20 protein-coding genes and 1 pseudogene are annotated in these 25519 nt (G+C 62.3%); 6 read left to right on the top strand and 15 right to left on the bottom strand.

Features of this window, described 5'->3' with window-relative positions; genetic code table 11:
* Positions 1-39: 39 nt before the first annotated feature.
* The 5 genes from KIP88_RS01755 to KIP88_RS01775 all read right to left on the bottom strand — a co-directional run bounded on the left by KIP88_RS01755 (position 40) and on the right by KIP88_RS01775 (position 7989).
* Positions 40-2388: a bifunctional salicylyl-CoA 5-hydroxylase/oxidoreductase gene (locus tag KIP88_RS01755; RefSeq protein WP_214486098.1), complete on the bottom strand. Its 2349-nt coding sequence runs from the start codon at positions 2386-2388 to the stop codon at positions 40-42.
* A gap of 306 nt (positions 2389-2694) precedes the next feature.
* Positions 2695-3531 (bottom strand): enoyl-CoA hydratase family protein, encoded by an 837-nt coding sequence (locus tag KIP88_RS01760; protein WP_214486099.1) that lies wholly within the window; start codon positions 3529-3531, stop codon positions 2695-2697.
* Positions 3532-3572: 41 nt separating this feature from the next.
* Positions 3573-4334 carry an SDR family NAD(P)-dependent oxidoreductase gene (locus KIP88_RS01765; protein WP_214486100.1) on the bottom strand — a complete coding sequence of 254 codons (762 nt, stop codon included), beginning with the start codon at positions 4332-4334 and terminating at the stop codon, positions 3573-3575.
* Between the two features lie 941 nt (positions 4335-5275).
* The gene (locus KIP88_RS01770) at positions 5276-6709 is read right to left on the bottom strand and encodes a 1-acyl-sn-glycerol-3-phosphate acyltransferase (RefSeq protein WP_214486101.1); all 1434 of its coding nucleotides are present in this window, start codon (positions 6707-6709) and stop codon (positions 5276-5278) included.
* Positions 6710-7017: 308 nt separating this feature from the next.
* The gene (locus KIP88_RS01775; RefSeq protein WP_214486102.1) at positions 7018-7989 is read right to left on the bottom strand and encodes a tripartite tricarboxylate transporter substrate binding protein; all 972 of its coding nucleotides are present in this window, start codon (positions 7987-7989) and stop codon (positions 7018-7020) included.
* Between the two features lie 727 nt (positions 7990-8716).
* Here KIP88_RS01775 and KIP88_RS01780 point away from each other — a divergent pair.
* On the top strand, positions 8717-9160 hold the full coding sequence (locus tag KIP88_RS01780; RefSeq protein ID WP_214486103.1) for a hypothetical protein: 444 nt from the start codon (positions 8717-8719) through the stop codon (positions 9158-9160).
* Between the two features lie 68 nt (positions 9161-9228).
* Here KIP88_RS01780 and KIP88_RS01785 read toward each other — a convergent pair whose 3' ends face one another.
* Both KIP88_RS01785 and KIP88_RS01790 read right to left on the bottom strand, forming a co-directional pair.
* Entirely contained in the window at positions 9229-10161 is a 933-nt protein-coding gene (locus KIP88_RS01785; protein ID WP_214486104.1) for an alpha/beta fold hydrolase, read from the bottom strand.
* A gap of 77 nt (positions 10162-10238) precedes the next feature.
* Positions 10239-11426, bottom strand: coding sequence for a CaiB/BaiF CoA-transferase family protein (locus KIP88_RS01790; protein ID WP_214486105.1), 1188 nt, complete (start codon positions 11424-11426; stop codon positions 10239-10241).
* A gap of 105 nt (positions 11427-11531) precedes the next feature.
* Between KIP88_RS01790 and KIP88_RS01795 the strand changes: the two genes are divergently transcribed.
* Positions 11532-12461, top strand: a complete 930-nt coding sequence (locus KIP88_RS01795; protein WP_214486106.1) for a dihydrodipicolinate synthase family protein — start codon at positions 11532-11534, stop codon at positions 12459-12461.
* 85 nt (positions 12462-12546) lie between these two features.
* Complete coding sequence (locus KIP88_RS01800) at positions 12547-12738, top strand: hypothetical protein (protein ID WP_214486107.1); 192 nt, start codon at positions 12547-12549, stop codon at positions 12736-12738.
* Between the two features lie 8 nt (positions 12739-12746).
* Here KIP88_RS01800 and KIP88_RS01805 read toward each other — a convergent pair whose 3' ends face one another.
* Positions 12747-13430 carry an endonuclease/exonuclease/phosphatase family protein gene (locus tag KIP88_RS01805; RefSeq protein WP_308163169.1) on the bottom strand — a complete coding sequence of 228 codons (684 nt, stop codon included), beginning with the start codon at positions 13428-13430 and terminating at the stop codon, positions 12747-12749.
* Entirely contained in the window at positions 13427-15544 is a 2118-nt protein-coding gene (locus tag KIP88_RS01810; RefSeq protein ID WP_249790456.1) for a VTT domain-containing protein, read from the bottom strand. Before KIP88_RS01810 ends, KIP88_RS01805 begins: the two co-directional genes overlap by 4 nt.
* 468 nt (positions 15545-16012) lie before the next feature.
* Here KIP88_RS01810 and KIP88_RS01815 point away from each other — a divergent pair, with 468 nt between their 5' ends.
* Positions 16013-16327: a hypothetical protein gene (locus KIP88_RS01815; protein WP_214486108.1), complete on the top strand. Its 315-nt coding sequence runs from the start codon at positions 16013-16015 to the stop codon at positions 16325-16327.
* Between the two features lie 857 nt (positions 16328-17184).
* A complete protein-coding gene (locus KIP88_RS01820) occupies positions 17185-17871 on the top strand; it encodes a response regulator transcription factor (protein WP_249790457.1) in 687 nt (228 codons plus the stop codon).
* A gap of 394 nt (positions 17872-18265) precedes the next feature.
* On the opposite strand, the gene KIP88_RS01825 is transcribed toward KIP88_RS01820, so the two are convergent.
* Entirely contained in the window at positions 18266-20566 is a 2301-nt protein-coding gene (locus tag KIP88_RS01825) for an MHYT domain-containing protein (RefSeq protein WP_214486110.1), read from the bottom strand.
* A gap of 426 nt (positions 20567-20992) precedes the next feature.
* On the opposite strand from KIP88_RS01825, the pseudogene KIP88_RS01830 reads away from it, so the two are divergent.
* Positions 20993-21167 (top strand): annotated as a pseudogene (locus tag KIP88_RS01830) (acetyl-CoA C-acetyltransferase); the annotation flags it as partial.
* Positions 21168-21266: 99 nt separating this feature from the next.
* Here KIP88_RS01830 and KIP88_RS01835 read toward each other — a convergent pair.
* From KIP88_RS01835 to urtD, 5 genes are all read right to left on the bottom strand, one after another.
* Positions 21267-22307, bottom strand: a complete 1041-nt coding sequence (locus tag KIP88_RS01835) for an aliphatic amidase (protein ID WP_214486111.1) — start codon at positions 22305-22307, stop codon at positions 21267-21269.
* A 42-nt stretch (positions 22308-22349) separates the two neighbouring features.
* Complete coding sequence (locus tag KIP88_RS01840; RefSeq protein ID WP_214486112.1) at positions 22350-22697, bottom strand: zinc ribbon domain-containing protein; 348 nt, start codon at positions 22695-22697, stop codon at positions 22350-22352.
* A gap of 90 nt (positions 22698-22787) precedes the next feature.
* Complete coding sequence (gene fmdA, locus KIP88_RS01845; RefSeq protein ID WP_214486113.1) at positions 22788-24017, bottom strand: formamidase; 1230 nt, start codon at positions 24015-24017, stop codon at positions 22788-22790.
* Between the two features lie 36 nt (positions 24018-24053).
* On the bottom strand, positions 24054-24743 hold the full coding sequence (gene urtE / locus KIP88_RS01850; protein ID WP_214486114.1) for an urea ABC transporter ATP-binding subunit UrtE: 690 nt from the start codon (positions 24741-24743) through the stop codon (positions 24054-24056).
* Between the two features lie 11 nt (positions 24744-24754).
* A complete protein-coding gene (urtD, locus tag KIP88_RS01855; protein WP_214486115.1) occupies positions 24755-25510 on the bottom strand; it encodes an urea ABC transporter ATP-binding protein UrtD in 756 nt (251 codons plus the stop codon).
* Between the last annotated feature and the right edge of the window lie 9 nt (positions 25511-25519).

Genomic DNA, 25519 nt, shown 5'->3' on the forward strand with positions numbered 1-25519 from the left:
GCGGGGAGAGGGAGGGATCGAGCAAGCCTGCCATCCGGCCTATTCGGCTGCAAGCGGCTTTGTCGCCTCGGCTTTCAGCTCGGCCCGGGTTTTCGGCTTACCCTTAATTTTGAGGTCCTCGAAATCCTGACGGTCGCGCACGCTGTTGCGGAAGATCTGTTCCTTGCCCGGCAGATATTGTGGCGGACAGGCGATATCGGCGCCATACCAGGCCGCCGCCCGCATCGTGAAGGACGGATCTACCAGATGCGGCCGGGCCAGCGCGACCAGATCGGCACGGCCAGCGGCCAAAATCGTGTTCACCTGATCCGCGGTGGTGATGTTCCCGACGCACATGGTCGCGACCCGGGCCTCGTTCCGGACCTGATCGGAGAACGGCGTCTGGAACATGCGGCCGTAAATCGGCTGCGCGTCGCGCACGGTCTGGCCTGTGGAGACATCGACCAGATCGACGCCAGCTTCCCCAAACGCACGCGCGACCGTCACCGCGTCGTCGCCGGTGATGCCGCCCGTAACCCAGTCGGTGGCGGAGATGCGCACCGACATCGGCTTGTGCGCCGGCCATGCCGCGCGCATCGCCTCGAACACTTCCAGCGGATAGCGCAGCCGGTTGGCGAGCGAACCGCCATATTCGTCGGTGCGATTGTTGGTCAGCGGCGAAATGAAACTCGCCAGCAGATAGCCATGGGCGCAGTGCAGCTCCAGCATGTCGAAGCCGCAGGCCTCCCCCCGCAAGGTCGCCGCAACGAACTCCTGCTTGACGCGGTCCATCGCCGCGCGATCCATCTCGCGGGGCACCTGGCTGTCGGGGAAGTAAGGCAATGGCGATGCCGAGATCGTGTCCCAGCCGCCCTGCTCCAGCGGCCGGTCCATTCCCTCCCACATCAATTTGGTCGCGCCCTTGCGGCCGGCATGTCCAAGCTGCAGGCAGATCTTTGCTGCCGAATTGGCGTGGACGAAATCGACGATCCGCGTCCATGCCGCCTGCTGCTCGTCGTTCCACAAACCGGTGCAGCCGGGCGTGATGCGGGCATCGCGGCCGACGCAGGTCATCTCCGTGAAGATCAAGCCGGCACCGCCGATGGCGCGCGAGCCGTAATGCACCAGATGGAAATCGGTAGGTACCCCCTCCTTCGCCGAATACATGCACATCGGCGAGACCACCGCGCGATTCCTCACCTCCATCTCGCGAAGTTTCAGCGGCTGGAACATCGGTGCGACCGGCTTATCGACATCGACGTCGAAGCCCTTGGCGCACACCTGCTTTGCAAAGGCCGTGTCGACCTCGCGGACGAACTCCGGCGCGCGCAGCGTGAGGTTATCGTAGGTGATCGCCTTGGCGCGGGTCATGACGCCGAAGGCGAACTGCACGGGATCGAAATCCCAGAAGCGGTCGACATGTTCGAACCAGACCAGCGACACGTCGGCGGCGTGCTGGGTCTTCTCGACCTCCTCGCGCCGGCCGTGCTCGTAGGTCTGCAGCGCAGCGTCGACGGTCGACGCCTGCGCCATGGCGTCCGCCAGCGCGATCGCGTCTTCCATCGCGAGCTTGGTGCCGGAGCCGATCGAGAAATGCGCGGTCGCCTTGGCGTCGCCGAGCAGCACCATGTTGTCCTTGACCCAGCGCTGGCTGCGGATCATCGGGAAATTGCGCCACATCGAGCGGTTGATCAGCAGGGGATGGCCGTCGAGGAACCAGCCGAAAATCTCGGCCATCCGATCGGCGGATTGCTGTTCGCTCAGGCCTTCGAGCCCGGCCCGCTGGAATGTTTCGGCATCGGTCTCGAAAATCCAGGTCGAGCGGCCCGCCTCATACTGATAGGCGTGCGCGATGAACGGCCCCCACTCGGTCTCCTGGAAGATGAAGGTGAAGGCATCGAGCGGCTTGGTCGAGCCCATCCAGGCGAATTTGTTGGAGCGCAGATCGATCTGCGGCTGGAAGTGGTCGATATGCTTGTCGCGGAAGCGGCTGTTGATGCCGTCGGCGATCACGATGAGATCGGCATCGGCAAACCGCGCTTCGTCGTCGATGTCTGTCTCGAATAGCAGCGTCACGCCGAGTTCGCGGGCACGCTCCTGCAGGATCATCAGCAGCGTCCGGCGCGAGCAGCCGCAAAAACCGTTGCCGCCGACGCGATGGACGGTGCCGCGGAAATGCACGGCGATGTCGTCCCAATAGGCGAACTCTTGCGTGATGCGGCGGTAGCTCGGCGGATCGTATTTCTCGAAATTGTCGAGCGTCGCGTCCGAGAACACTACTCCGAAGCCGAAAGTGTCGTCGGCGCGGTTGCGTTCATAGACCGTGATCTCGGCCTGGGGCCGCTGTTTCTTCAAGAGGATCGCGGCGTAGAGACCGGCCGGTCCGCCGCCGATAATCGCGATCTTCATCTGCCGCCTCCGAAACAGGCTGTCGGGCTAGTTCGGAATTACTTTAAGCCTAAAACAATTTTGGGGCAAGGGGGCTGGTGGCTCGTTCGTAGCCCGGATGGAGCGTAGCGCAATCCGGGATTCTCGCGGCATTCGGGCAGTGGCCCCGGGTTTCGCTGCGCTTCACCCGGGCTACGACTAAAACAATTTTGGGCCAAGGGGCTGGTGGCTCATTCGTAGCCCCGATGGAGCGTAGCGCAATCCGGGATTCTCGCGGCATTCGGCAGCGGCCCCGGGTTTCGCTGCGCTTCACCCGGGCTACGGCCCTCAGTTCCCCTCGAACACCGGGGTCCGCTTGTTCGAAAACGCCTCGAAGGCACGGCCGAAATCTTCCGTGGTCATGCAGAGCGCCTGGGCAACCGCTTCGGCCTCGATCGCCTCCTCCACCGACATCGCCCATTCCATCGCCAGCATGCGCTTGGTCATGGTGTTGGCGAAGGTCGGGCCTTCGGAAATCTGCTTGGCCATAAGCTGCGCCTGCGGCAGCACCGCGTCCGGCGTGACGATACGGCTGAAGAAGCCCCAGCGCTCGCCCTCCTCCGCGGTCATGAAGCGGCCGGTGTAGAGCAGTTCGGAGGCCCGCGACTGGCCGATGATGCGCGGCAGGATCGCGCAGGCGCCCATGTCGCAGCCGGCGAGTCCGACCTTGTTGAACAGGAACGCGACCTTGGCGCCGGTTGCGGCCAGGCGCAGGTCGGATGCCATCGCGACGATCGCGCCCGCGCCGGCGCAGATGCCTTCGACGGCAGCAACAATCGGCTGCGGGCACGCCCGCATCGCCTTCACCAAGTCGCCGGTCATGCGGGTAAAGGCGGTCAGCCCCTTGGTATCCATCTGAATCAAGGGACCGATGATCTCGAACACGTCGCCGCCGGACGAGAAGTTGCCGCCCGCACCGGTGACGACGATGGTCTTGACCTCGTCATCCATCGCGCAGGCGCGGAAGAAATCGGTGAGCTCGCGGTAGCTTTCGAAGGTCAGCGGATTCTTTCGCTCGGGACGATTGAGCGTCACCGTGGCGACGCGATCGACGACGGCCAGCAGAAAATGCTTCGGCGAATAGTCAGCCAGCGGCAGCGTGACGGGGTTGGCGGGCTTGCTCATGGGATCTCCCTGAATTTGATCGTTATCGATGTGGCGGCCGATCAGACTTCGCCGCCGGCAACCGCGATGGCCTGTCCCGTGATGGCGCCGGCGCCTTCGCCGCAAAGCCAGAGCACGGTATCAGCCACTTCCGAGGGCGACACGAGGCGTCCCTGCGGATTGTGCTTCGACAGTTCCGCTATGGCCTGCTCGCGGCTGCGGCCGGTCTTCTTGATGATGTTGTCGATCGAGCCTTCCAGCAAGTCGGTTTCGGTGAAGCCGGGGCAGACGGCATTGACGGTGACGCCGCTCTTCGCCGTCTCCAGCGCCAGCGAACGGACGAGCCCGACGACGGCATGTTTCGCCGCGCTGTAGGCCGAGACATAGGCGTAGCCTTTCAAACCGGCGGTGGATGCGACGGCAATGATACGGCCGTGGCGGCGCTCCACCATTCCAGGCAATACGGCTTGCGTGGCATAGACCACACCCATGAAATTGACGTCCATCATCCGCTGGAACAACGCCGCATCGGAGCGGCCGAATGGCGCAGATTCCGCTGCGCCCGCGTTGGCAATGAGGATGTCGATCGGTTGCCGCGCGGCGGCTTCCGCAACGGCTGATTTGACCGACGCCTGATCGGCGACATCGGCTACGGCTGCGAACTGCGCCGCACCGGATGCTATGGCTTCGTCCAGCGTTGCGCGGTTACGGCCGAGCACCGTTACGGTCGCGCCGGCTTTCGACAGCGCCGCTGAAATCGCAAGGCCGATGCCCCGCCCGCCGCCGGTGACGAGCGCATGGGAGGAACGCGATAATGGGGACATCGGAGGCCTCCAGGATGATGGTTCAGCATATATTTTAAACTTCAAGCTTTTGCAAGGAAGCGGCTGGGGCCAGAGCGGTGGCCGGGTAGCCCGTTGGCTCATCCGGGCTATGGATTCCAGGGACACTGTTCCTTCCCCGTCATTGCGAGCGAAGCGAAGCAATCCATGCTTCCGCAAGCTGCGAAATGGATTGCTTCGCTGCGCTCGCAATGACGATGGATATAGTTTCGCGTTCTCGCGGCGTGGGTCGCCCGAGGCTTGCTGGATAACTTCCCGCCCTCTTGTTTAGAGGGCGCAGGGAAGACCGGGTGCGCGCTGCACCCGCGGTCTCGCGTGCATTTGCACACAAAGAATGCGCACACGAGCATACAGGTTCAGCGGAAACACTCCGGCCTTCCCTGCGCAATGGCTTTACGGCTTATAACGTGCTCTCCCCGGTGAACGGCTTTCTTGCCACCGTCGCCACGCAGGAAATAAACCCCGCGCAACTTAGCGCCAGCACCGCGGCGCCAGAACCACACGACTTCGCCGTACGCGTCAGGCGCGTACGTCTCGCGCGCCATCTGCGTCCATCGCATCTCACCGCACGTTCGTGACGATGGCCAACGCCCCTCATCTGCCGTGAGACGCGCGGAGTTATGCCGGTGATTTGGGTGAGAACGAAAGCGGAATATTTTTGCGAGAAGGACTGGACAGGTTTTAGGTGATTTGCCCGACAAGTGATTTTTTGGCACACCCATTGCCTCCACGTCGTCATTGCGAGCGCAGCGAAGCAATCCATAGCGCAGCTTGCGGAGACGTGGATTGCTTCGCTTCGCTCGCAATGACGGCGAGAGTTCGTAGGGTATGCAAAGCGACTTGTCCGCCGTAGCTCAACGAGCGAAGGCGGAAGCGTGCCCACCATCAAGCAGCGCAATCGGTGATAGGTGGTGGGCACGTCGCTAGCGCTCCTTTGCCCACCCTACGGGCAACAGATGAACGATCGCGTTCGCGTAGTACCGCAACAGCACGAGTTCTTTGGGGTTGGCGCGGTAGGTGTCGTCAACCTCGATCACCAGGTGGCGCAGCGTCAGCATCCGCAAGCCGACGGAGATGGCGTAGTCGCGATCGGCGCGCGGGATGTGAACGTAGCTACCGAGCCGTTCGAGGCCGGCGATCAAAGTTGAAACGCGGCCCTTGATTTCGAACAATGTCAGCGGCTGATCGCCGGCCTCCAGCATGGCGGTCGCGACCAGCGAGACCGGCAGCGCCGGCACCACGCGGCCGACGGCCTCCATCAACTCGTTGCCGAGTCGTTCGACCTCGATGCGGCGCGGCTCCGGCGCAAGCACACGAAAATCGATCTTCCTTGCCTCGACATAATTTCGCAGCGACACCGGCACGCCAAAACTCACGCAGGTATATCCGAAGCGATGCCACTGGCCGCGCATTGCCATCCAGAGATGGCGGAAGAAATGGCGCGCGAAGGTCGCCGCGTTGAAGCCGAACACCGGCTTCTTGCCCGGCGCGGTATTGGCCACCGAGGTGAGCATGCGGTCTTCCAGCACGCGGTCGTAGTTAACGGCGACCGGGATGAACACCACGTCGCGCGGGCCGTGCGGATCGAAGTCCGCCACCATGTAGCTCAACAGCCCGAATTTCGGCGGACGCAGCTTGCCGTCGCGGCTGAGCCCGCCCTCCGGGAAAATCGCCTGCGTGACACCCGCCGCCGTCGCCATGTGTACATAGCGCGAAAGCACCTTGCGATAGAGCGCCTCGCCGGAATCGCGCGCGATGAAATAGGCTCCCATCGAGCGAATCAAATTGCTGAGGCCCCAGACCTTGGCCCATTCGCCCACGGCGTAGCTCAGCGCCGACGACGTCGAGGCGACATAGGTCACCAGCACGTAATCCATGTTGGAGCGATGATTGATGACGAAGATCACCGACGCGGACGGATCGACGGCGGCCAGCGCCTCGTCGTTGCGGACGCCGATCCGCACCCGGTACAGCATATGCGAAACCGCCCGCGCGATCCGCGTCCCGACGCGGAAATAGGCATAGGCGCTGAACGCCGGAACGATCTCGCGGGCGTAGCGCCTCACCTTTTCCATCGCGACTTCGTTCGGCACGCCGTTTTGGAGCGAATATTCCTCGGCCGCCCGCAGCACTTCCGGGTCGAACACCAGACGATCGATCAGCACCTGTCGCTCGGTCAGCTTGAACGGCTGAATGCGAAGCTTCAGTTTGGTGTTGAGTTCCTCGATGGCGCGGTTGGCACGCCGGCGCAGCGCCCAGCGCACGCTGGGAATGAGGATGCGATCCAGCGCCGCCGAGATCGCGAAGATCGCCATCAGGACGACGACCCAGAGCGGCAAGCTTACCTGCGACCCCATGCAAAACCCCGATCCCGCCTCGCCCGCGACGCCGCGCGTCGCCGCTCCGCGACGTCACGATACGGTCTGGAACTCCATTGTGACAAGCGTTCCGAGCATCGAGACCCGCCGATTCCCGGCGCGATCGGCTGGCATGTTCGCAACCGCGATATCGACGACGTTCGTTCGAACTCGGGCGTGTGCTCATAAACGAAATATCCGCTTTTGAGGCTAAAGCAGAAATGCGTTGGTTACCCCGGATTTTTCGCCTTTGACCCTGAACCGACATAGGCCGGGCGAAATACCTCAATGCGGCAGCTCCCTGCTGCTCACTCCCGTTTCATATTGGCCGCCCAATTCACCCTGCTCCACTTCCTGACCTCGTCGGAGATCAGTTTGGCGAAGTCGGCGGGCGACCCGCCAAGAGCCGTGCCGCCCAGATTGGCAAGCCGCGCTTGGAATTTCGGATCGGCGAGGCTGACGTTGACTTCCTTGTTCAGTATTTCGATGACGTCTGCCGGCGTGCGCTTTGGACCGCCAATGCCGTACCATGCACTTGCCTCGTAACCGAGCAGGGTTTCGCCGAGAGCTGGAACGTCCGGCAATATTGGCGAGCGCGCCACCGTCGTTACCGCCAGGGCGCGGAAGTTGCCGGCCCTGACATATTCGATCGATGATAGTAGCGGGCCAAAATAGACCTGTGCTTCGCCGGTGAGAAGAGCAGGAAATACCTGCGCGCCCCGATAAGGCACGTGAAAGAGATCGACGCCGGCCATCGTTTTGAACAATTCGCCGGCCAAGTGGGTCGTAGATCCGGTCCCGGCTGACGCCATATTGACCTTGCCGGGATTGGCCTTCGCGTAGGCGATGAACTCCGCGACTGTCTTGGCGGGAACCGACGGGTGGACCTCCATAACCAAGGGCACACGAACGATACCTGCGATCGGCGCGATATCGCGGATGAAGTCGAAGCTAAGGTTGAGCATGGTCGCATTTATCGCATTTGCTGCGGAAACCAACAGCAGTGTGTAGCCGTCCGGAGATGCCCGCACGACCGCCTCAGTTGCGATGTTGCCGGTAGCGCCACTGCGGTTCTCGACGACAAATGATTGTCCCAGTCGCTCCGACAGCGATTGACCGATCAATCGCGCGACGATGTCAGGTGCTCCACCGGCGCCGAAGCCTTCGAGCAGGTGCACCGGTCGCGTCGGGTAGCTCTGCGCGCGGGCGAACCGGGATAATACCGGAAACGTGGCAGCGGCCGCTGCCAGATGCAGGAATTGACGGCGTGGAAGTTTCATTGCGGCCTCCCCAAATTGCTGCATGCGGAGACAGTACCGGCAACTTACCACGCCTCGATCAGACGTTCAGTGAACTGCTTCACTTCCATGGGGCACCAATGACCGCAATTGCCAGCATAAAGCAGACACGCTGAAGGCCAGCCCAGATGTCCGCTTTTGAGCACAGTGCCGGACATCGCCAAGTCCTTGAACGTTTGGGATTTATGAGTCCACGCCCTACCCCGGCATGGCCGCTCGCAGCACTTCCGGATCGAACACCAGACGATCGGTCACATTGGGGTCACTGGTTTGGCCGAATTGTTTGTGCGCGCCCCGGCCAATATGAGGACTTTTGGATGGGCGTGGGGTCGTGTAGGCTTGTTTAGAGCTGCTCTTCGAGACGGGACGTGCCGACGTCTCCGTTCGAGGCGAATGGGCAGCGGGGAATGCCGTCGGCGGGCATCGAACTCTCAATAAAACCGACAGTCCTTTTGTGCCGGCCTCTCACCGAGCACTCGCCGTGCGCACGGGCACGCGAAATGCTTGCTTGACCGCGATGAGGGAGGGCGATGAAACCAAAATTGAGAACGTCCGTCGCAGCGCGATTCATGGCCAAACTCACTTTTCGCTCCACAGTCATTGTCGCCGCGGTTTAGCTATCACCATGAGCGCACGAGGCGTCCCTTTTCGGCGGCCGCCTATCCTCCTTTTTTCTTTTCGACACACTAACCCAAGAGGAGACTCGAAGATGCATAAGACCCTTTTTGCTTCGATGTTGGCCGCCGGTTTGGTGCTGCCGGCATTGGCGGAGGACGCGGGCACGATCAAACTCCACAGCGGGTGGAAGCTGATCCAAGAACGCGTAGACAAAGGTGTTGCCTACGGCACTCTGTGGGGGATCACCTTCAACGATGCTGGCAGCGGTCCTCTGCACATGGCACCTGTTTCTGGGACCTATAGTCTTACACAAGAGACCGGTAAGGGTGAGGGCGAGCTCACTTGGGGCGAAGGTGATGACCAACTCAAGGGGTCGTTTAGCATCACGGCTGCCGATGGTAAGGCAACCGGCGAGAACATGGTCAAGGGGACTGGAAAACTCGCCGGAATAAGTGGCGGTACATTCTCGTGCGCTTTTGTAGGCAAGCCCGAAGATCAGCAAGCGTGGTGTACGCAGGTGTTTAGGCGGAAGTAGGCCGCACGATCGCGGCTCAAAGCCTGTCAGCCCACGACTTCCCTCGGGCGACACGCGTGGACGCGGCCCTAACCCGGCATGAAGGCATCGAATGCGGCCCAGAGCTGCGCGCGATAGCGGTCGTCTTCCTGCAGGATTTCGTGCTTCGCACCCGCGATCACGCGATGCGATCCCGCCGGCAGATGCCGGGCAAACGCCGCAATGGCAGGGGTCGATACGATGGTGTCGTCGCCTGCCGCGAGCATCAGGACCGGCTGGCGAATTCGGCCGGCAAACTCACGCGAACGAAACTCGGTCATCACCGCAAAGGCCGCGTCGAGCCACGCCACGGTCGGCGACGCAATTCCGAGCGTTGGATCGGCCTCCAGTATAGCCGCGTTGCGGGCATAGCGGCGCGGGTCCGAGGTCAGGGGATTGCCGGGAAAGTCCGTTGACTTGATCAGGTCGATGTTGCCGCCTGGAATAAACCGCTCGCCCATTCCGGCCGCGCGCAGCATGCGCATCAGGCCGCGCATCGGCAGCGACGCTCGCAGACCCGGCAGGTCTATCATCGGCGCGCAGAGCACGAAGCGTTCGAACACTTCGATGCCGGCATGCGCGACGCGCAGCATGACCGCGCCGCCCATCGAATGGGCCAGCGCAAAATAGGGCGGCGGACAATCCGGCAGCACCACCTGCTTGACAAAGGCCGCCACGTCGATCTCGTAATCCGAAAAATTCCGGACATGGCCCTTGAGCGGATTGCCCAACTGACGCGAGGAATGCCCCTGTCCCCGCCAGTCGATCATCGCAACCGCATAACCGCGCTGGCGCAGATCCCGCACCGTTTCGAAATATTTTTCGATGTACTCGCTGCGCCCGGTGAAGACACAGACGGTCCCGCTGCCGTTGGCCGGCGCCGCCCAGCGCGCAAAGCGCAACGTGGCGCCATCCGGCGTCTCGATCGTTCCGGCGAGCGCACCCTCCGGAACGGGATTGGCCGGTATCGACAGCAGCGTCATGGAGCTGATGTCCAGGCTGCGGTTTGGCGACGAACCACCTGACGGCAACCAACAAGGCGGGTCATCGGCCGCGGCATCTAGATGATCCCGCCTCTGCGAAGCGCCGCGATGGCATCGGCGTCATAGCCGATATCGGCCAGCACAAGATCGGTGTGCTCGCCGAGCGTTGGCGGGCGCGACACGATTTCGCCAGGGGTCTCCGACAGCCGCACCGCGGCGCGCACCGTCGGAGCGGGTTTCGGCAAGCCTGGATAGTCGACGTCCTGCATGAAGCCGGTGGCGCGGATGTGCGGATGCTCCAGCGCCTGTTGCGGGCTCAGCACCGGGCCGGCTGGAATCATCGCCTTGCCGAGCGTATCGACGGCATCCTGCGTGGTGCGTTCGGCGCACCAGCGCGCCATCCGTTCGCTGATGACAGGACCGTGGTCGCCGCGCTTGAGATCGTCGGCGAAGCGCGGATCGCTCAGCCAGTGATCCGCCTCGCCCATCAATTTGGCCCAGCGGATGAACAGTGGATGGCCGGTGACCTGGCACAGCACCCAGCCGTCTTTGGTGCGGTAGATGTCGGCGGGAGCCGCGGTCTGGCCGAGGTTGCCGGTCGGCACGCGATTGGCTGATATCACCGCCTGCTCGATCAGCGTGGCGTTGGTGAAGGACAGCGCGGTCGCCAGCAGCGCGCCCTCGACGATCTGCCCGCGCCCGGATTTGCCGCGCTCGATCAAAGCGGCGAGCGTGCCGAACGCGCAATGCAGCGCGGTGCCGAAATCGACCCAATTCACGGCGGCCCGGTATGGCGGATCGCCTTTGCCCGTCATGTAGACCGCGCCCGACATCACCTGTCCAACGCCGTCAAAGCCGACGCGGTCGGACCACGGTCCCGGCCCGCCGAAAGCGGTCGCCGTCGTCAGGATAATGTCCGGCTTGATCGCCTTCAGCGATTCATAATCGAGCTTCATCGCCCGCAACGTCTGCGGCGGCAGATTGGCGACGACGACGTCGGCTGTGGCAACCAGCCGGCGCATCACCTCCTGCCCTTCCGGCTTCATCGGATCGAGCGTGATGCACTTCTTGTTGCGGTTGACCTGCAGGAACAGCGCACCCTCGCCGCCTTCGCCCACGGGCGCCACGAAACGGTCCTCGCTGCCGTCGCGTTTCTCCACGCGAATGACTTCCGCACCGAATTCCGCCAGCAAGGTCGCGCAGTAAGGCCCCGCGATATAGCGCCCGAAATCGAGGACGCGAACGCCCTCCAGAACTCCTCCCATCGATCTTTCCCTTTGTCTCGCTCGCTTGTGCCGAGGCTTCTATCATGTTGATGAATGAATTGGACAACCATACAATCACTGATCCCCTCCGAACGGAACTCCAGAATGACGCTGATTGCAAAACGGCCCTACCGCGGTGTGTTCCCCGTCGCTCCGACCATCTTCGACGACCGGGGCGAGCTCGATCTCGCGGGGCAACGCCGCTGCATCGATTTCATGATCGACGCCGGCTCGAACGGCCTCTGCATTCTGGCCAATTTCTCCGAGCAGTTCGTGCTGACCGATGCCGAGCGCGAACAGGTGATGCATGCGGTGCTGGAGCACGTCGCCGGCCGGGTGCCCGTGATCGTCACGACGACGCATTTCGGTTCGCGCATCTGCGCCGAACGCAGCCGCCAGGCCCAGGACGCGGGCGCTGCGATGGTGATGATCATGCCGCCCTATCACGGGGCCACTTTCCGCGTGCCGGAAAAGGCTATTTTCGACTTCTATCGCACCGTGTCTGACGCCATCGACATCCCCATCATGATCCAGGATGCGCCTGTGGCCGGAACGCCGCTGTCGGTCGACCTGCTGGCGCGCATGGCGCGGGAAATTCCGAACATCAGCTATTTCAAGATCGAGGTGCCGATGGCGGCGGCGAAGCTGCGCGACCTCATCGCTGCCGGCGGCGACAGCATCGAAGGTCCGTGGGACGGCGAGGAAGCCATCACCCTGATGGCCGATCTCGATGCCGGTGCGACCGGCGCCATGACGGGTGGCGGCTATCCTGATGGCATCAGGCAGATCGTCGATCCGTATCTGGCGGGGCGCCGGGAGGAAGCGATGACGGCCTATGCGCGCTGGCTGCCGCTGATCAACTACGAGAACCGGCAGTGCGGCTTGCAGGCCGCCAAGATCCTGATGCAGGAAGGCGGCGTGATCGGCTCGGAAGCGGTTCGCCATCCTCTGCAAAAGGTTCACCCGGCGGCGCGCGCGGGCCTCGTTGAAATTGCCCGCCAGCTCGATCCCGTGGTGTTGCGCTGGGGACGGTAATAACGCCTTCACGGCGGCTGGACGCAAAAGCGCACGGAAACGGAACCTTCGCTTCGATCAAACGTAAAAATCGGGGAGGAGCGACATGACCGAACCACAGACCTTTGCATCCCTGCTCGGCGAGGCCGCGATTGTCGTTTGGGGCGATATGCCCAGAGACATCCAGGAAGCGCTGTTCGAGACCGCCATGCGCGACCGGTCCGAACTGCGTCATGATCTGGCCTGTCTGCTGCATGAGCGCCACCCCCGAACGCAGCATCCGGCCAAGCCCGCCTGACCAAGCCTCTATTCCGGAAACGCGACATCCGCGATCACGGGAAGATGGTCCGAATACGCACGGGCCTTGCGATCGGTCCAGGCCGAGAGAATCGTCAAATCGCGCGAGGCATAGATCCGGTCCAGCCGCATCATCGGCAATCGGGAGGGAAACGTCCGCAAGCGCGTTCGGACCGGGCAGATCCGCGCCAGCACCCCCCTCACCGACTTCACCCAGAACCAGTCGTTGAAATCGCCGAGCACGAGCGTTCGCGTTGGCTGCACCAGTTCGGCCAGGGCATGGGCCTGCGCGTGCCTTTCATGGATGCTCAAGCCGAGGTGGGTAGCGATGACCCTGACCTCCCCGTAATCAGACAAGATGCGCGCGGCAATGGCCCGGCGCGGCTCCCGTTCCTGATAGGAGACGTCGGAGATTTTCGGCGGTTCGACGAACGGCCAGCGGCTGAGCAGCACCTGGCCATAGTCGCCGTCCTCCGTGACGATCGATCTTGCATCGACGCTGTGGTCGCCGACGGCCTTTGCCAACAGGGCAAAGGGATCATCGGTCCTTCCGCGGGAATCGACCTCCTGCAGTGCCACGATATCAGGAGACCAGTGGCGGATAATGGAACAAACGCCGTCCAGATCGAAACCCGGATTGAGGTGAAAGATGCCGTGAACATTCCACGTCATGATGCGCATAGTGGCCGTCACGTTCTTCGTCCCGCCATCCACGTCACCAGGAACTGCACGCCAAGGCACAACGCGATCCAGGCTGTGACCGCCAGCGCCAGCAGCACCGCATTCGTCCACGAGGCGTTTCTGGCGAGATCCGCGATCTGCGCACCGAGCGCGGCCATGACAGCGATCCCCGGCGCCATGCCCAGCACGGTGCCGAGCATAAAATCGCGCAGGCTCAGCTTGCTGGCGCCCGCCACCACGTTCACGATCGAGAACGGGGCGATCGGCACCATCCGGATCATGGCGACCGCCACGACCCCCTTGCCGATGATGCGGCTCTGGACCCGCGCCGCGCGACGCCCGAGCAGCCGCTGCAAACGCGCCTGACCCAGCACGCGGCCGATCGAAAACAGCGTGAGCGCGCTGAGCAGCACGCCGGCGCCGGCGCTGAAGAAACCCATCCACGGCCCCAGCGCCGCTGCCGTAGCGGCGATCAAGACCAGCACCGGAAACACCACCAGCCCGCCGAGGACGAAGGCGGCAATCGCGAGCAGCGGCGCGAACTGCGACCATGCGGGTTGCGAAATGACCGAGGAGACGAACCCTATCTCGGTGAAATCGCGCAACGATGTGTACTGCCAGGCCAAAGCGAGGCCGGCGAGCGCTGCGGCCAAACCGGATACGGCCAAAATGGTTCTTGCCGTCCACATGCGATTGGCGGCGCGGTCGAGGTGAAGCGGTTCTCTGGGATCGGCGACGGGCTGCACGACAATTGCCATGCTGCCGACTGTTGCGGCCGGGTCGATCGGCTGCAACGATTTCACGCCGCCTGCGTCCGGCAGGCGGTCGAGAAATCCGAACAGATCGGCTTCGTTGCTTTTGACGTCCCGTTCATCGACGCCGCAGAAATGCCCGATCAGCTGGCGGCGAAGCCCGGCGATGTATTTCCGGTGCGCCTCGGACGTCGCCTCGAAGGCGAGGTCGCACTCGGTATCGGCGCCCATCGAGCGGTTATTCAGGTTGGCCGAACCGACGCGCAGGATGCGATCGTCGACGATCATCACCTTGCTGTGCACCATCACCGCCGTGGCCTGCTCCCCATCCCGCGTCGACGGATAGAGAAAGCGAACCCGGTCCATGACATCAGCCGCCACGAATTGTTCGATGAACCCGCCGCGGCCGCTCTGCATGGCCTGCGATTCGAACCAGGACGAATGCATCTTCGGCGTGACGATCAGAACACGAAGCTGCGGCACGTCGAGCATCCGCTGCGCCAGCAGGCGCGCGATGTCGGTGGCGCTGGTGAACTGGTTCTCGATATAGATGAAGCGGTCGGCCGCGTTGATGGAGGCCTCGAACAGCCGCGCGACCTCGTTCACGCCGGCTTCGCTTGCGGTTGCGATCTCGGTCCGGGCGATACCCGCCGTCATGCCGCGGGACTGCACCGGCACCGAGGCCGGCCAGCGCTCGCCCGTCACCGCCGCAGACGTTTCGACCGTGCAGCCGGCAGCGCGCCATCTGCTCTCCACCACTTCCGTCAGGCTGGCCGCTGCTTCGCCATCCAGCATGCACTGCACGTCGTGAAACGGCGGATAGGGCTTGCCATCGGGATCGATGCGAAGCGGATGATGGGCGTCGTGCGCGCTGGTGTCCCAGCGCCTGATCGTAAGGTCGAGGCCGCCGACAAAGGCAAGCACACCATCAATGACGACGATCTTCTGGTGCTGCGCCGAGCCTAATGGAAGACTGGAATCGAAACAGAAGCAAAGCCGGTCCGACGCTTCGGAGGTAAATTTGGCGGCTGAATTCCACTCCCGCTCCGCCGCGTAGAGAGCCGGGAAATTCCAGCTCAGGATATTGATCCGCAACCCGGGCTTCGCCTTCAGGAGCGCTTTCAGAAACGCGCCGAGCTCTGCTGGATAACCATCGTCGGCCTGCCCGGAAGGCCCGACAAACCGGGTCAGGCTGTGGATGTCCCAGCCGATAATGTAGACCTGCCTCGTCGCGAGCAGCAGCGCTTCCCGCAAAGCGGCGAAATACGCGGCCGCGTCATTGAGAATTGCCAGCCGCCCTGCCTTACACCTTCTCCAGACGGTGTCGCCCGGGATGAGGATGGATGAGCTTTGCAGCAGGCGGCACCTCGGCAAGACATGGCGTGTAAGCGCGGGACTACGAGCACAGGCCCGCCCACTGCAAACGTCTGACAGGCAAGACCGTTCCTGCACCCGGAACTGTTTTGCGATCCGCAATTTCGCGCCAAATCCAGCAAAGCTAGCAGCGATCCCGGCTGGAAGAACCTTCTTCCCCGGCTACGGGCTCGATGTAGGTGCGGTGCAACGAGGTTGGTGACCTGAAGCCGTCGAACATGATGCGGATGGTGCTGCGATAGCGGCCCGCGCCAACGACGACCCCTTCCCTGCCGGCGAGATTTGGGCATCGCACCGCTCCGAGAGCGCTCATCCTGACGCGGGTCCGTGGAAGCAGCCCAGGCCGTTCTTCGGGCGGCTCTGTTGGCGATCGCGATAAATCGAGAACCATTGCGGACTCATCTATTCGGCCAGCGATGAAAAACGAGTTCGGTGCCGAATGCCTGGCGGGAAATCCACCGGCGCACCATGCGATTGACGAACGCCAGCGGGCCGGAGGCCATCGCGGCTGTCAGCCAAGGGAGCAGCAGAAGCGTCCGATCTTCGAAGCGCGGCGGCGCTCTTGACGTCAGTTCTTCCGACTGCCGGCACCTCGCCTTGTTGCAGATGCCGGCTTGGTCAGAATGCCGCCGCATCCTCGCCAACGACATGCACGCATTGGATGCGTCGCCGTATCTTGCGATATCAACCATCGACGCGGTTGGTGCTGGAGAGAGACAGTCTTTGTGGCTGCGCGCTGCAGACCTTGTTTTGATCAACCGCATCGACTGCGTGTGTGGGTGATGGCGTCTGAGGCATCAAAAAATGAACATGCAGTGATTCAGTTCATTGCGAACCTTGGTGGATTCAGAGAAACGCTCGATGAGGGCCGTAGATTTTTCGACAGAGCCTTGGCGCTAACTCTGATCTTGGCCAGTCGCTGGATCAGATCGAGTCTCGCGCGGGTCGTATTCACTGTCGCGAACACGACGGCGGCGGAAGCCTGCGCAGGAGAATCATCAGCACGTAGATGAAAAGGCTTTCGGTGTTCGACCAGCTGCAGATCGGGTTCCCCATCAAGGCGAGAACGAATGTCCGACGATCCGCCGAGGCGGGAGCCACGGCAGCGAGCACTTCAAAGTCCGGTTTTGAGTCCGCGAATGCAGGCCGCTTCGTCTAATCGTAACGACTTCGTCGCCGGGACGTATATATCGAAAGATATAGAAGTGACGGTTGGGCGGCCGCTCTTCTGCAATCACTACAGGAAAAATGTCGCTTTCTCGCTGCTATCTTGCTGCAGTTCCCTTGTTTCCGACGACTTCTTGTCACACTCAGGCTTCTTGGCAATCGTTTGGAACAAGGATAAACTTTTATACACAATTAAGATGCTAAGTGATGTGTTTCACAGCGACCTAGAAGGGCCGGAGGCAATCTATCGATAGTCATAGGATGTAACGATCGATAGTCATTCGACGTATTGTAAGGGGCGCGTTATGTCGGTCCCATTTAAGAAGACGGTTTTTCTTGTAGACGCGATGGCCTTCAGACGAGCTCGCGCAGAGAGCTTCTTAAGTCCGTGGGCCCGGAACGAAAGCGTCGAGCTGATTTCGCTCGATCCTGACGAAGCCCACGCAAGACTCGTCGAGCGCGCCCTATGCGACATGCTGATTTACAGCGTCGGCGCCCCCTCTCCCCACGAGGTCTTCACCGAGATACAGGTATTGCATACGCTTCGCCGTGACGCAGCGCTCGCCATTGTCTCCGACGATGAACATCCCGCCACCGTCCTCGCCGCGATCCGCTGCGGAGCCCAGGGTTACTTCAGCAACTCCATGGCGCCCGAACTGGCGTTGCAGGCCCTTTCGTTCGTCCTCCATGGCGGCACTTATTTTCCGCCAGCTGCCATCCTGGCCAGCCAGACCTTCAGCGCACCGGCGCCCGTCGAATACAAACAGCCCGACCTTTCCCAGGAGCAAGCGCCGCCTCTCAGGCCGGAGGACGGCCTTTACGAGCAGCAAGGCTCCCTCTTCGACGACAAGGCGGCCAGCGTGCAGCGCGACCATGGCGCCAACGGCTCCAACGGCGCGCGGCACGCGCCCGAGTATACCGAGCGGCAGTACGCCGTTCTCGTTTGTCTCTGCCAGGGCGACCCCAACAAGGTGATCGGTCGCAAGCTCGGCATGACCGAAACAACCGTGAAAGTCCATGTCCGCGAAATCATGCGCAAGCTGGGCGTAAGCAACCGGACCCAAGTCGCAATCGCCGCGGCGCACGTCTGCTCGGACAGCGCCGTCGAGCTGGATCCCGCGGGCTCATCCATCGTGGTCAGGCCGTCCATCCCTCATTAGCCGTGAATTTTCGGCACTGCGTGCCGCGCGCCATTGCGCCATCATGCTCTTGGCGAACGTTTCTGCGATCCGATACAAAAGACGCTTCATTACTCTTTGCGGAAGGAATCAGCGCCCGGTCGGGTTCCACAATCGGCGCGTTGGAGCAGTCCCCGGATCATTGGTGCTAATCCTTCCGATGAATCCATCCACGAAAGGACTGATACCGCGGAGGCTTTCGCGCTCCTCTTGTTCCCACGTTCTCGCTCCCGCCAGATTTCACGGTAGGGAGTTCCGAAAGAGAGATCCGGGCCGGGCCCGCAAAGCCAGGGATCCTCACTGCCCCGGTTCGCGTCAAGAAAACGCGTCAAATCAAAAATCTAGAGCCCCGTTCCGCTTCCATCGGAACGGGGCTCTATGCTCTCTTCGGGTGTAAGGTCAAAACCGAGCGCATATCGGCCTGTACGCGCATTGCCTCCTCGATGGCGGCCACCAGCGCCGTCTGGTCGAACGGCTTGGAAATGCGCGGCAGGTGAGGCTGCGTGGAGCCTGGAAGCTCGGCATATCCCGTGCAGAGCACTACGGGCGTGCCGGGACGCTCGGCAGCCACTGCCTCGGCAAGCTGAAGCCCGTTCATTCCCGGCATGGCGTAATCGGTCACCACGATGTCGATCTTCGGCATTCGGGGCAGCAGCCGGACTGCCTCCTCGCCAGAGCGCGCCTCGATCACGGCGTGGCCGAGATCATCGAGCATCGCAGCGATGCTGTCGAGAACAAGAAGGTCATCATCGACGACCAACACGGAGATGGGTCGACTGCTGCGGGATGCGGAGCGCGACGGCTCAGCCGCATGGGGCACCGGCACCTTTTCGTCCTGACAGGCGGGCAGCCAGATCTCGGCCGTGGTCCCCTCGCCGATGTGGCTCTTCAGCAGCAGCACGCCTCCGGACTGTTCGGCCAACCCTTTCACCATCGAGAGGCCGAGACCGGTTCCCTTGCCGACACCCTTGGTCGTAAAGAACGGCTCCTGCGCATGCTTCAGCGTCTCCTCGTCCATGCCGCATCCGGTGTCGCTCACCGAGAGCGCGACGTATCGCCCCTCCGCAAGGCCGTCGATGGCATGCTCTTCGCGTGCGGCGATGCTGATCACCCCGCCGCCCGCCATTATCGCATCCCGCGCATTGACGGCGAGGTTGAGGATCGCGAGCTCCAGCTGGTTGGCATCGACCTTCACATTTGCGAGTTCGATCGGAAAACGGGTCTCGACGCGGATGCCCGGAGCAAACTTCAAGAGAGCTGCCATTCCGCGCACCAGCTCCGGAACATCCACGACGACGGGCTTGAGGTCCTGCTTGCGCGCGAATGCAAGCATGCGCTGGGTCAGCGAGGCACCCCGGAGGGCACCGTGGATCGCGTTGTCGAGGAGCCGGTGAATCCTGGGATCTTCCGGCTGGAGGCGCTTCTTCGCAAGTTCGAGGCTGCCCAGGATCACGGCGAGTATGTTGTTGAAGTCGTGGGCCACGCCGCCGGTAAGCTGTCCGACAGTCTCCATCTTCTGCGATATCGCGAGCGCGTCGCGCGTGCGCTCCAGCGCTTCCTGGGCCAGGCGGCGCTCCGTCACGTCCCGAACGATCTTGGCGAAGCCTATGGTCTCGCCCCGCTCGTTCCGCACCACGCGAATCGTCGCCTCGGCCCAGAAGCGGTTGCCGTCCTTGCGAACGCGCCAGCCTTCGCCTGTCGACTTGCCTTCCCGCTTTGCGTCCAGAAGCATGGCATCGGGAATTCCGGAACAGCGCTCTTCGTCCGTGTGAAGGATGGCGTAGTGCGTCCCGACGATCTCGTCGCCATAGCCGATCAGCCGGTGCGCGCCGAGATTCCAGTTCGCCACCCGTCCCTCGGGGTCGAGCATGAAGATGGCGTGATCGGCCACACCCTCCACCAGCAGCCGGAATCTCTCCTCGCTTCGCCTGAGCGCCTCGGCTTCGCGGCCAGCTCGTTCTGCCGAGAACCGGTCGTACACGGCCGCAGCAAGCCCCATGACAAGGACGACAATCGTGGTGCCAGCGATCAGGAACGCGAGGGGCGCTTGGCCCACCGAGCCGGGTGCTGCGCGGCCAAGGACGGCATCGGCGGGAACGAAGGAGGAGCCCTGCATGGCTGCGTAGTGCATCCCGGAAATCGCCACGCCCATGACGGCTCCCGCCGACACGCGCTCGAGCACGCTCGTCATGTGAAAAGCGAGGCGCAGCGCTATGATGGACGCTCCGATCGCAATGGCGATGGAAAGCGCGACCCAGACGGGATCGTAGTGGATGGAAGCCGCCATCCGCATGGCGCTCATGCCGGTGTAGTGCATGCCGGAAATCGCGAGCCCCATTGCAATGCCGGCAACGACGAGCGCGTTCGACCGCCGACTTACGACGACGAACGCGGCTGCCGCGACCAGGATGGGAATGGCAAGCGAGAGGAGCGTGAGGAGCGGATCGTAGGAGATATCCACGCCGGGCAGGCTAAAGGCCAGCATGGCCACGAAATGCATGGACCAGATGCCGCCGCCCATGGCGACTGCCGCAGCCCCGAGCCAGCCCAGGCTGGCGGAGCCTGAAGCGGCCCGCATGCGAGTCGCGAGATCCAGTGCCGTATAAGAGGAAAGCGCCGCGATCAGGACCGACAGCGCGACAAGAACGGGGTCATGGGAGCCTGGATGATGATGCATTCCGCCGACGACGCATTGAAGACATCTGAATAGCACCGTTTTTCCAACAGTGCATTGTTCCGGTGCCGAATTGTTGAAGAGGCCAGGTTCAGCGAAAAGCCTGGCCGGGCCGGGAGGGATCGAACCTGCGAATCGCGGAATCAAAATCCGCTTTGTTGTTCAACGATTTCCAGGGGGCATTTGAAAAAATGCCAAAAATGTCCCTGGCATTTACAATAGCTTGGTAGTTGTTTCCAAACAAAGAAACACCTCTGCCAAATAAAGAAGCAGACTCTCGCGGGAAGAATCAGTCTCGCAAAATCTGAGGCAACGGCCGATGCCCGCCTTGATTGCGAATCGATAAGCGCTTGCGACGTTCTTATCGGTCGTAAGCAACCAACGGCCGCTTTGCGCCGGGACCGGCCATTCGCCAAGCGGAAGTTATCGAAACTCCACGTCAGTGGCGGCGCCTGCGCGCTCGGCCACCCGATCGGCGCCACCGGCGCGCGATTGATCGTGACGCTGCATCACTGGAAGCGCGGAACCCGAAACGCGGCGTCGCCGCGCTGTGCATCGGCGGCGGTGAAGCGACGCCATCGCCGTCGAGCGCGCCGTTCGCTGACCGGGGCGATTGGAAGGACATGCGAGCGGCACTAATGGCGCCGCCCGCCGCTGTCTTCTCATCCGACCACCTCCGTGTGGGGCGCGCTGGCTCGACGGTCTAGTAATTGCTCGCCGTCGACTCATTCGGGATGCCGTCGATCGGGCATTCGTCGGTGCCAACCGTCGGGCGGGTCATCGCCTCGACCATTTCGCGTGTGCCTTCCGGATCGTCGATCCATTTCTTGTAGAAGTCATAGGGGCAGGACGCGACGCCTTTCGTACTTTCGCCAGAGTTGATCATGCCGGTATAGCCGCGGTGCAGCAGCTTGAAGAGATGGTTCTGCGACTGGCCGTTGCGGCGCGCATCGCGGATCAGGCTCTTCGACAGTCCTGCGTACTGGATGCCGTACTCCTCCTCGCCGGTCTCGCCCAGCGTGCGACCGTCGAAACCAATAATCGCGGAGTGGCCGAAATAGGAATAGACGCCGTCGAAGCCGGCGGCGTTGGCGACCGCGACATAGACATTGTTGGCCCAGGCCATCGCCTTGGAAATCAGGATCTGCTGTTCCTTGGCGGGATACATGTAGCCTTGGCAGCGCACGATCAGTTCGGCCCCCTTCATGGCGCAGTCGCGCCAGATCTCCGGAAAGTTGCCGTCGTCGCAGATGATCAGGCTGACCTTCAGGCCTTTCGGCCCTTCGGAAACATAGGTGCAATTGCCGGGATACCAGCCCTCGATCGGCACCCACGGCATGATCTTGCGGTACTTCTGGACGATCTCGCCCTTGTCGTTCATCAGGATCAAGGTGTTGTACGGCGCCTTGTGCGGGTGCTCCTCGTGGCGCTCGCCGGTGAGCGAGAACACGCCCCAGACTTTTGCCTTGCGGCAGGCTTCGGCAAAGATCTCTGTCTCGGCACCGGGGATCGACGAAGCGGTCTCGTACATCTCCTTCGAGTCATACATGATGCCGTGGGTGGAATATTCCGGGAAGATCACGACATCCATGCCCGGCAAGCCGAGCTTCATGCCGACGATCATGTCGGCGATCTTGCGGGCGTTGTCGAGCACCTCGGCCTTGGTGTGCAGCCGCGGCATTTTGTAGTTGACGACTGCGACGCCGACCGTGTCGTTGCTTGAGGAAATGTCACCGTGGAGCATTGGATCGCCTCTTGTTCTGGTTCGGGTTTGAAGGATCGCGCCTCAGTGGCTGATCATCCAGGGCCGCGCGGTGGGAAAGCCCTTGGCTCCGCTTCTGGTCTTGGTCATCAGGCGGGCCGGCTTCTTCTTTCCGGTTGAACAGCAGCCACAGCCGGGGCCATGCGAGGCCTTGTATTCCCCAAGCGTCTTCGGCGCGTGGGCGCTGCGCTCATTGGTGGCGAGCGCTTTCCGCTTGTCTGATGGCATGCAGAAGAACGCCGGTGCGGTGAGGATCACGCGCGGCGATTCAATCGTGCAGCGCGGGCAGTCCTGCGGATCGTCGCATTCGGCCATCGGCCGCATGTCGGTGAACGGGCCGCAATCGTTGCAGAGGTATTCGTAGACGGGCATCTGGTTTTCTCGCGCGATGGTTGGAAGATCACGACGTCGGATGCGGGGCGGCCGGCACGCATGCCGTCCCGCATCCCTCTCGCGCAGGGATCACTTGTCCGGCGAGATCGGCATCTGGATGTCGCCCTTGATGTGTTTGATCGGCCCGGCCGACGACGGCATGATGTCGAAGTCGAAAATCTCCGTCGGCAGCCACAGCGTGGCGCAGGCGTTGGGCACATCGACCACGCCGGAGATGTGGCCCTGGCACGGCGCGGTGCCCAGGATCGAATAGGCCTGCGCGCCCGAGTAGCCGAACTTCTTCAGATATTCGATCGCGTTCAAACAGGCTTGGCGATAGGCGATGTGGACGTCGAGGTAATGCTGCTTGCCGGCCTCGTCCACCGAGATGCCTTCGAAGATCAGATAATCCTTGTAGTTCGGCGTGATCGGCGACGGCTTGAACACGGGATTCTTGATGCCGTATTTGGCGACGCCGTCCTTGATGATGTCGACCTTCAGATGCAGCCAGCCGGCCATTTCGATCGCACCGCAGAAGGTGATCTCGCCGTCGCCCTGGCTGAAGTGCAGATCCCCCATCGAGAGGCCGCCGCCCGGCACATAGACCGGGAAGAAGATTTTTGAGCCGCGCGACAGATCCTTGATGTCGCAATTGCCGCCATGCTCGCGCGGCGGCACGGTGCGGGCGCCTTCCGCACCGACCTTGGCCTTGGCGTCGCCCTTGGCGCGGCCGGCGTGGGCGGTCGCGGCGAACGGCGGATTGGCGAGGCCCGGCACGCGGGTCGGATTGGTCGCGATCAACGCGGTCTCGCGCTCGTTCCAGGTCGCCAGCAGTTTCGGGTCCGGAAGACAGCCGATCAGGCCGGGATGGATGAGGCCGGCGAAGTTCACGCCGGGAATGTGACGCGACGAGGTGTAGAGGCCCTTGATGTCCCAGATCGATTTCTGCGCCAGCGGGAAATGGTCGGTGAGGAAGCCGCCACCATTTTGTTTGGAGAAGAAGCCGTTAAAACCCCAGAGGCTTTCCTTCAGCGGACCGACGTCAAGCAGGTCGACCACCAGCAAATCGCCGGGCTCGGCGCCCTTGACGCCGATCGGGCCGGACAGAAAGTGCACGATCGACAGGTCGATGTCACGCACGTCATCGGCGGAATCGTTGTTCTTGATGAAGCCGCCGGTCCAGTCATAGGTCTCGATGATGAAATCGTCGCCCGGGTTGACCCACGAAACCATCGGGATGTCGGGATGCCACCGATTGTGGATCATGTCGTTGTCGTAGGCCGACTTCGAAAGATCGACCTTGATCAGTGTCTCTGGCATCGATAGCTCCCCTTTTAGACAGCACAGGTTGGGTTTTCAGACAGACAAGAATTTCGAGACTTGCGCGGCATCGACGCTTTCGCGCGGGTCATCGCGGACGATCTCGCCGTTCTCGATGACCAGCACACGGTCGGCGATATCGAGCGCGAAGCTCAACACCTGTTCGGAGACGACAATCGACAGGCCACGCTCGTCGCGAATACGTTTTAGCGTGCGCGCCATGTCCTTGATGATCGACGGCTGGATGCCCTCGGTCGGCTCGTCCAGCAGCAGCACCTTCGGCTTGGTGGCGAGCGCGCGCGCGATCGCCAACTGCTGCTGCTGACCGCCGGAGAGATTGCCGCCGCGGCGGCCCTTCATTTCCAGCAGCACCGGAAACAGTTCGTAGATATCTTCAGGCACCTCGGAGCCGCCCGACACCACCAGCCCGGTCTCGATGTTCTCCTTCACCGTCATGCTCGAGAAGATCATGCGGCCCTGCGGCACATAGGCGAGGCCCTTGGCGACGCGCTCGTAGCTTGGGAGCGCGCTGAGCTCGGCGCCTTCCATGCTCACCGAGCCGCTTTTGGTCGGCACGATGCCCATCAGCGACTTCATCAGCGTGGTCTTGCCCATGCCGTTGCGGCCCATGATCGCAACGATCTCGTTGGGCGCGACGGAGACGTTGAGGCCGTGCAGCACTTCGCTCTGGCCGTAGGCGACGTGAAGATCCGAAATAGCCAGCATGCCCCTACCCCCTAGTGCCCGAGATACACTTCAATGACTTTCGGATCGTTCTTGACCTTCTCCATCGTGCCCTCCGACAGGATCTGGCCCTGGTGCAACACCGTCACCTTGTGGGCGATGTCCTCGACGAATTTCATGTCGTGCTCGATCACCAGCACGGAGCGGTCCTTGATGATGCGATTCAAGAGTTCGGCAGTCTTGGCGCGCTCGCTCACGCTCATGCCGGCGACGGGCTCGTCGAGCATCAGCAGGTCCGGGTCCTGGATCAGCAGCATGCCGATCTCGAGCCACTGCTTCTGGCCATGGCTGAGCAGGGCTGCGCTCATGTCGAGGCGGTCCTTGAGGAAGATCATTTCAGCGACTTCGTGCACGCGGTCCCGCACCGTTGCGTCGCGCGTGAAGGTGAGCGCGCCGAACACGGTGCGGCCGCGTGGAAACGAAATCTCGAGATTCTCGAACACGGTGAGATCGTCGTAGATCGACGGGGTCTGGAACTTGCGCCCCACCCCGGCCTTCACGATCTGGTTCTCCTTCAGCTTCGTCAGCTCCTTGCCGCGAAATTCGATTTTGCCTGAAGTGGCCTTGGTCTTTCCGCAGATCAGGTCCAGCACCGTGGTCTTGCCGGCGCCGTTGGGGCCGATGATGACGCGGATCTCGTTCTCCTCGACATAGAAGGAGAGATCGTTGACCGCCTTGAACCCGTCGAAGGACACTGTGAGCCCTTCGACCGCGAGCAGGAAGGGCTTGGGTTGATGACCAATCAGCATGATGTCCTC

This window comes from Bradyrhizobium sp. SRL28 (assembly GCF_018596315.1).
GTDB lineage: Bacteria > Pseudomonadota > Alphaproteobacteria > Rhizobiales > Xanthobacteraceae > Bradyrhizobium.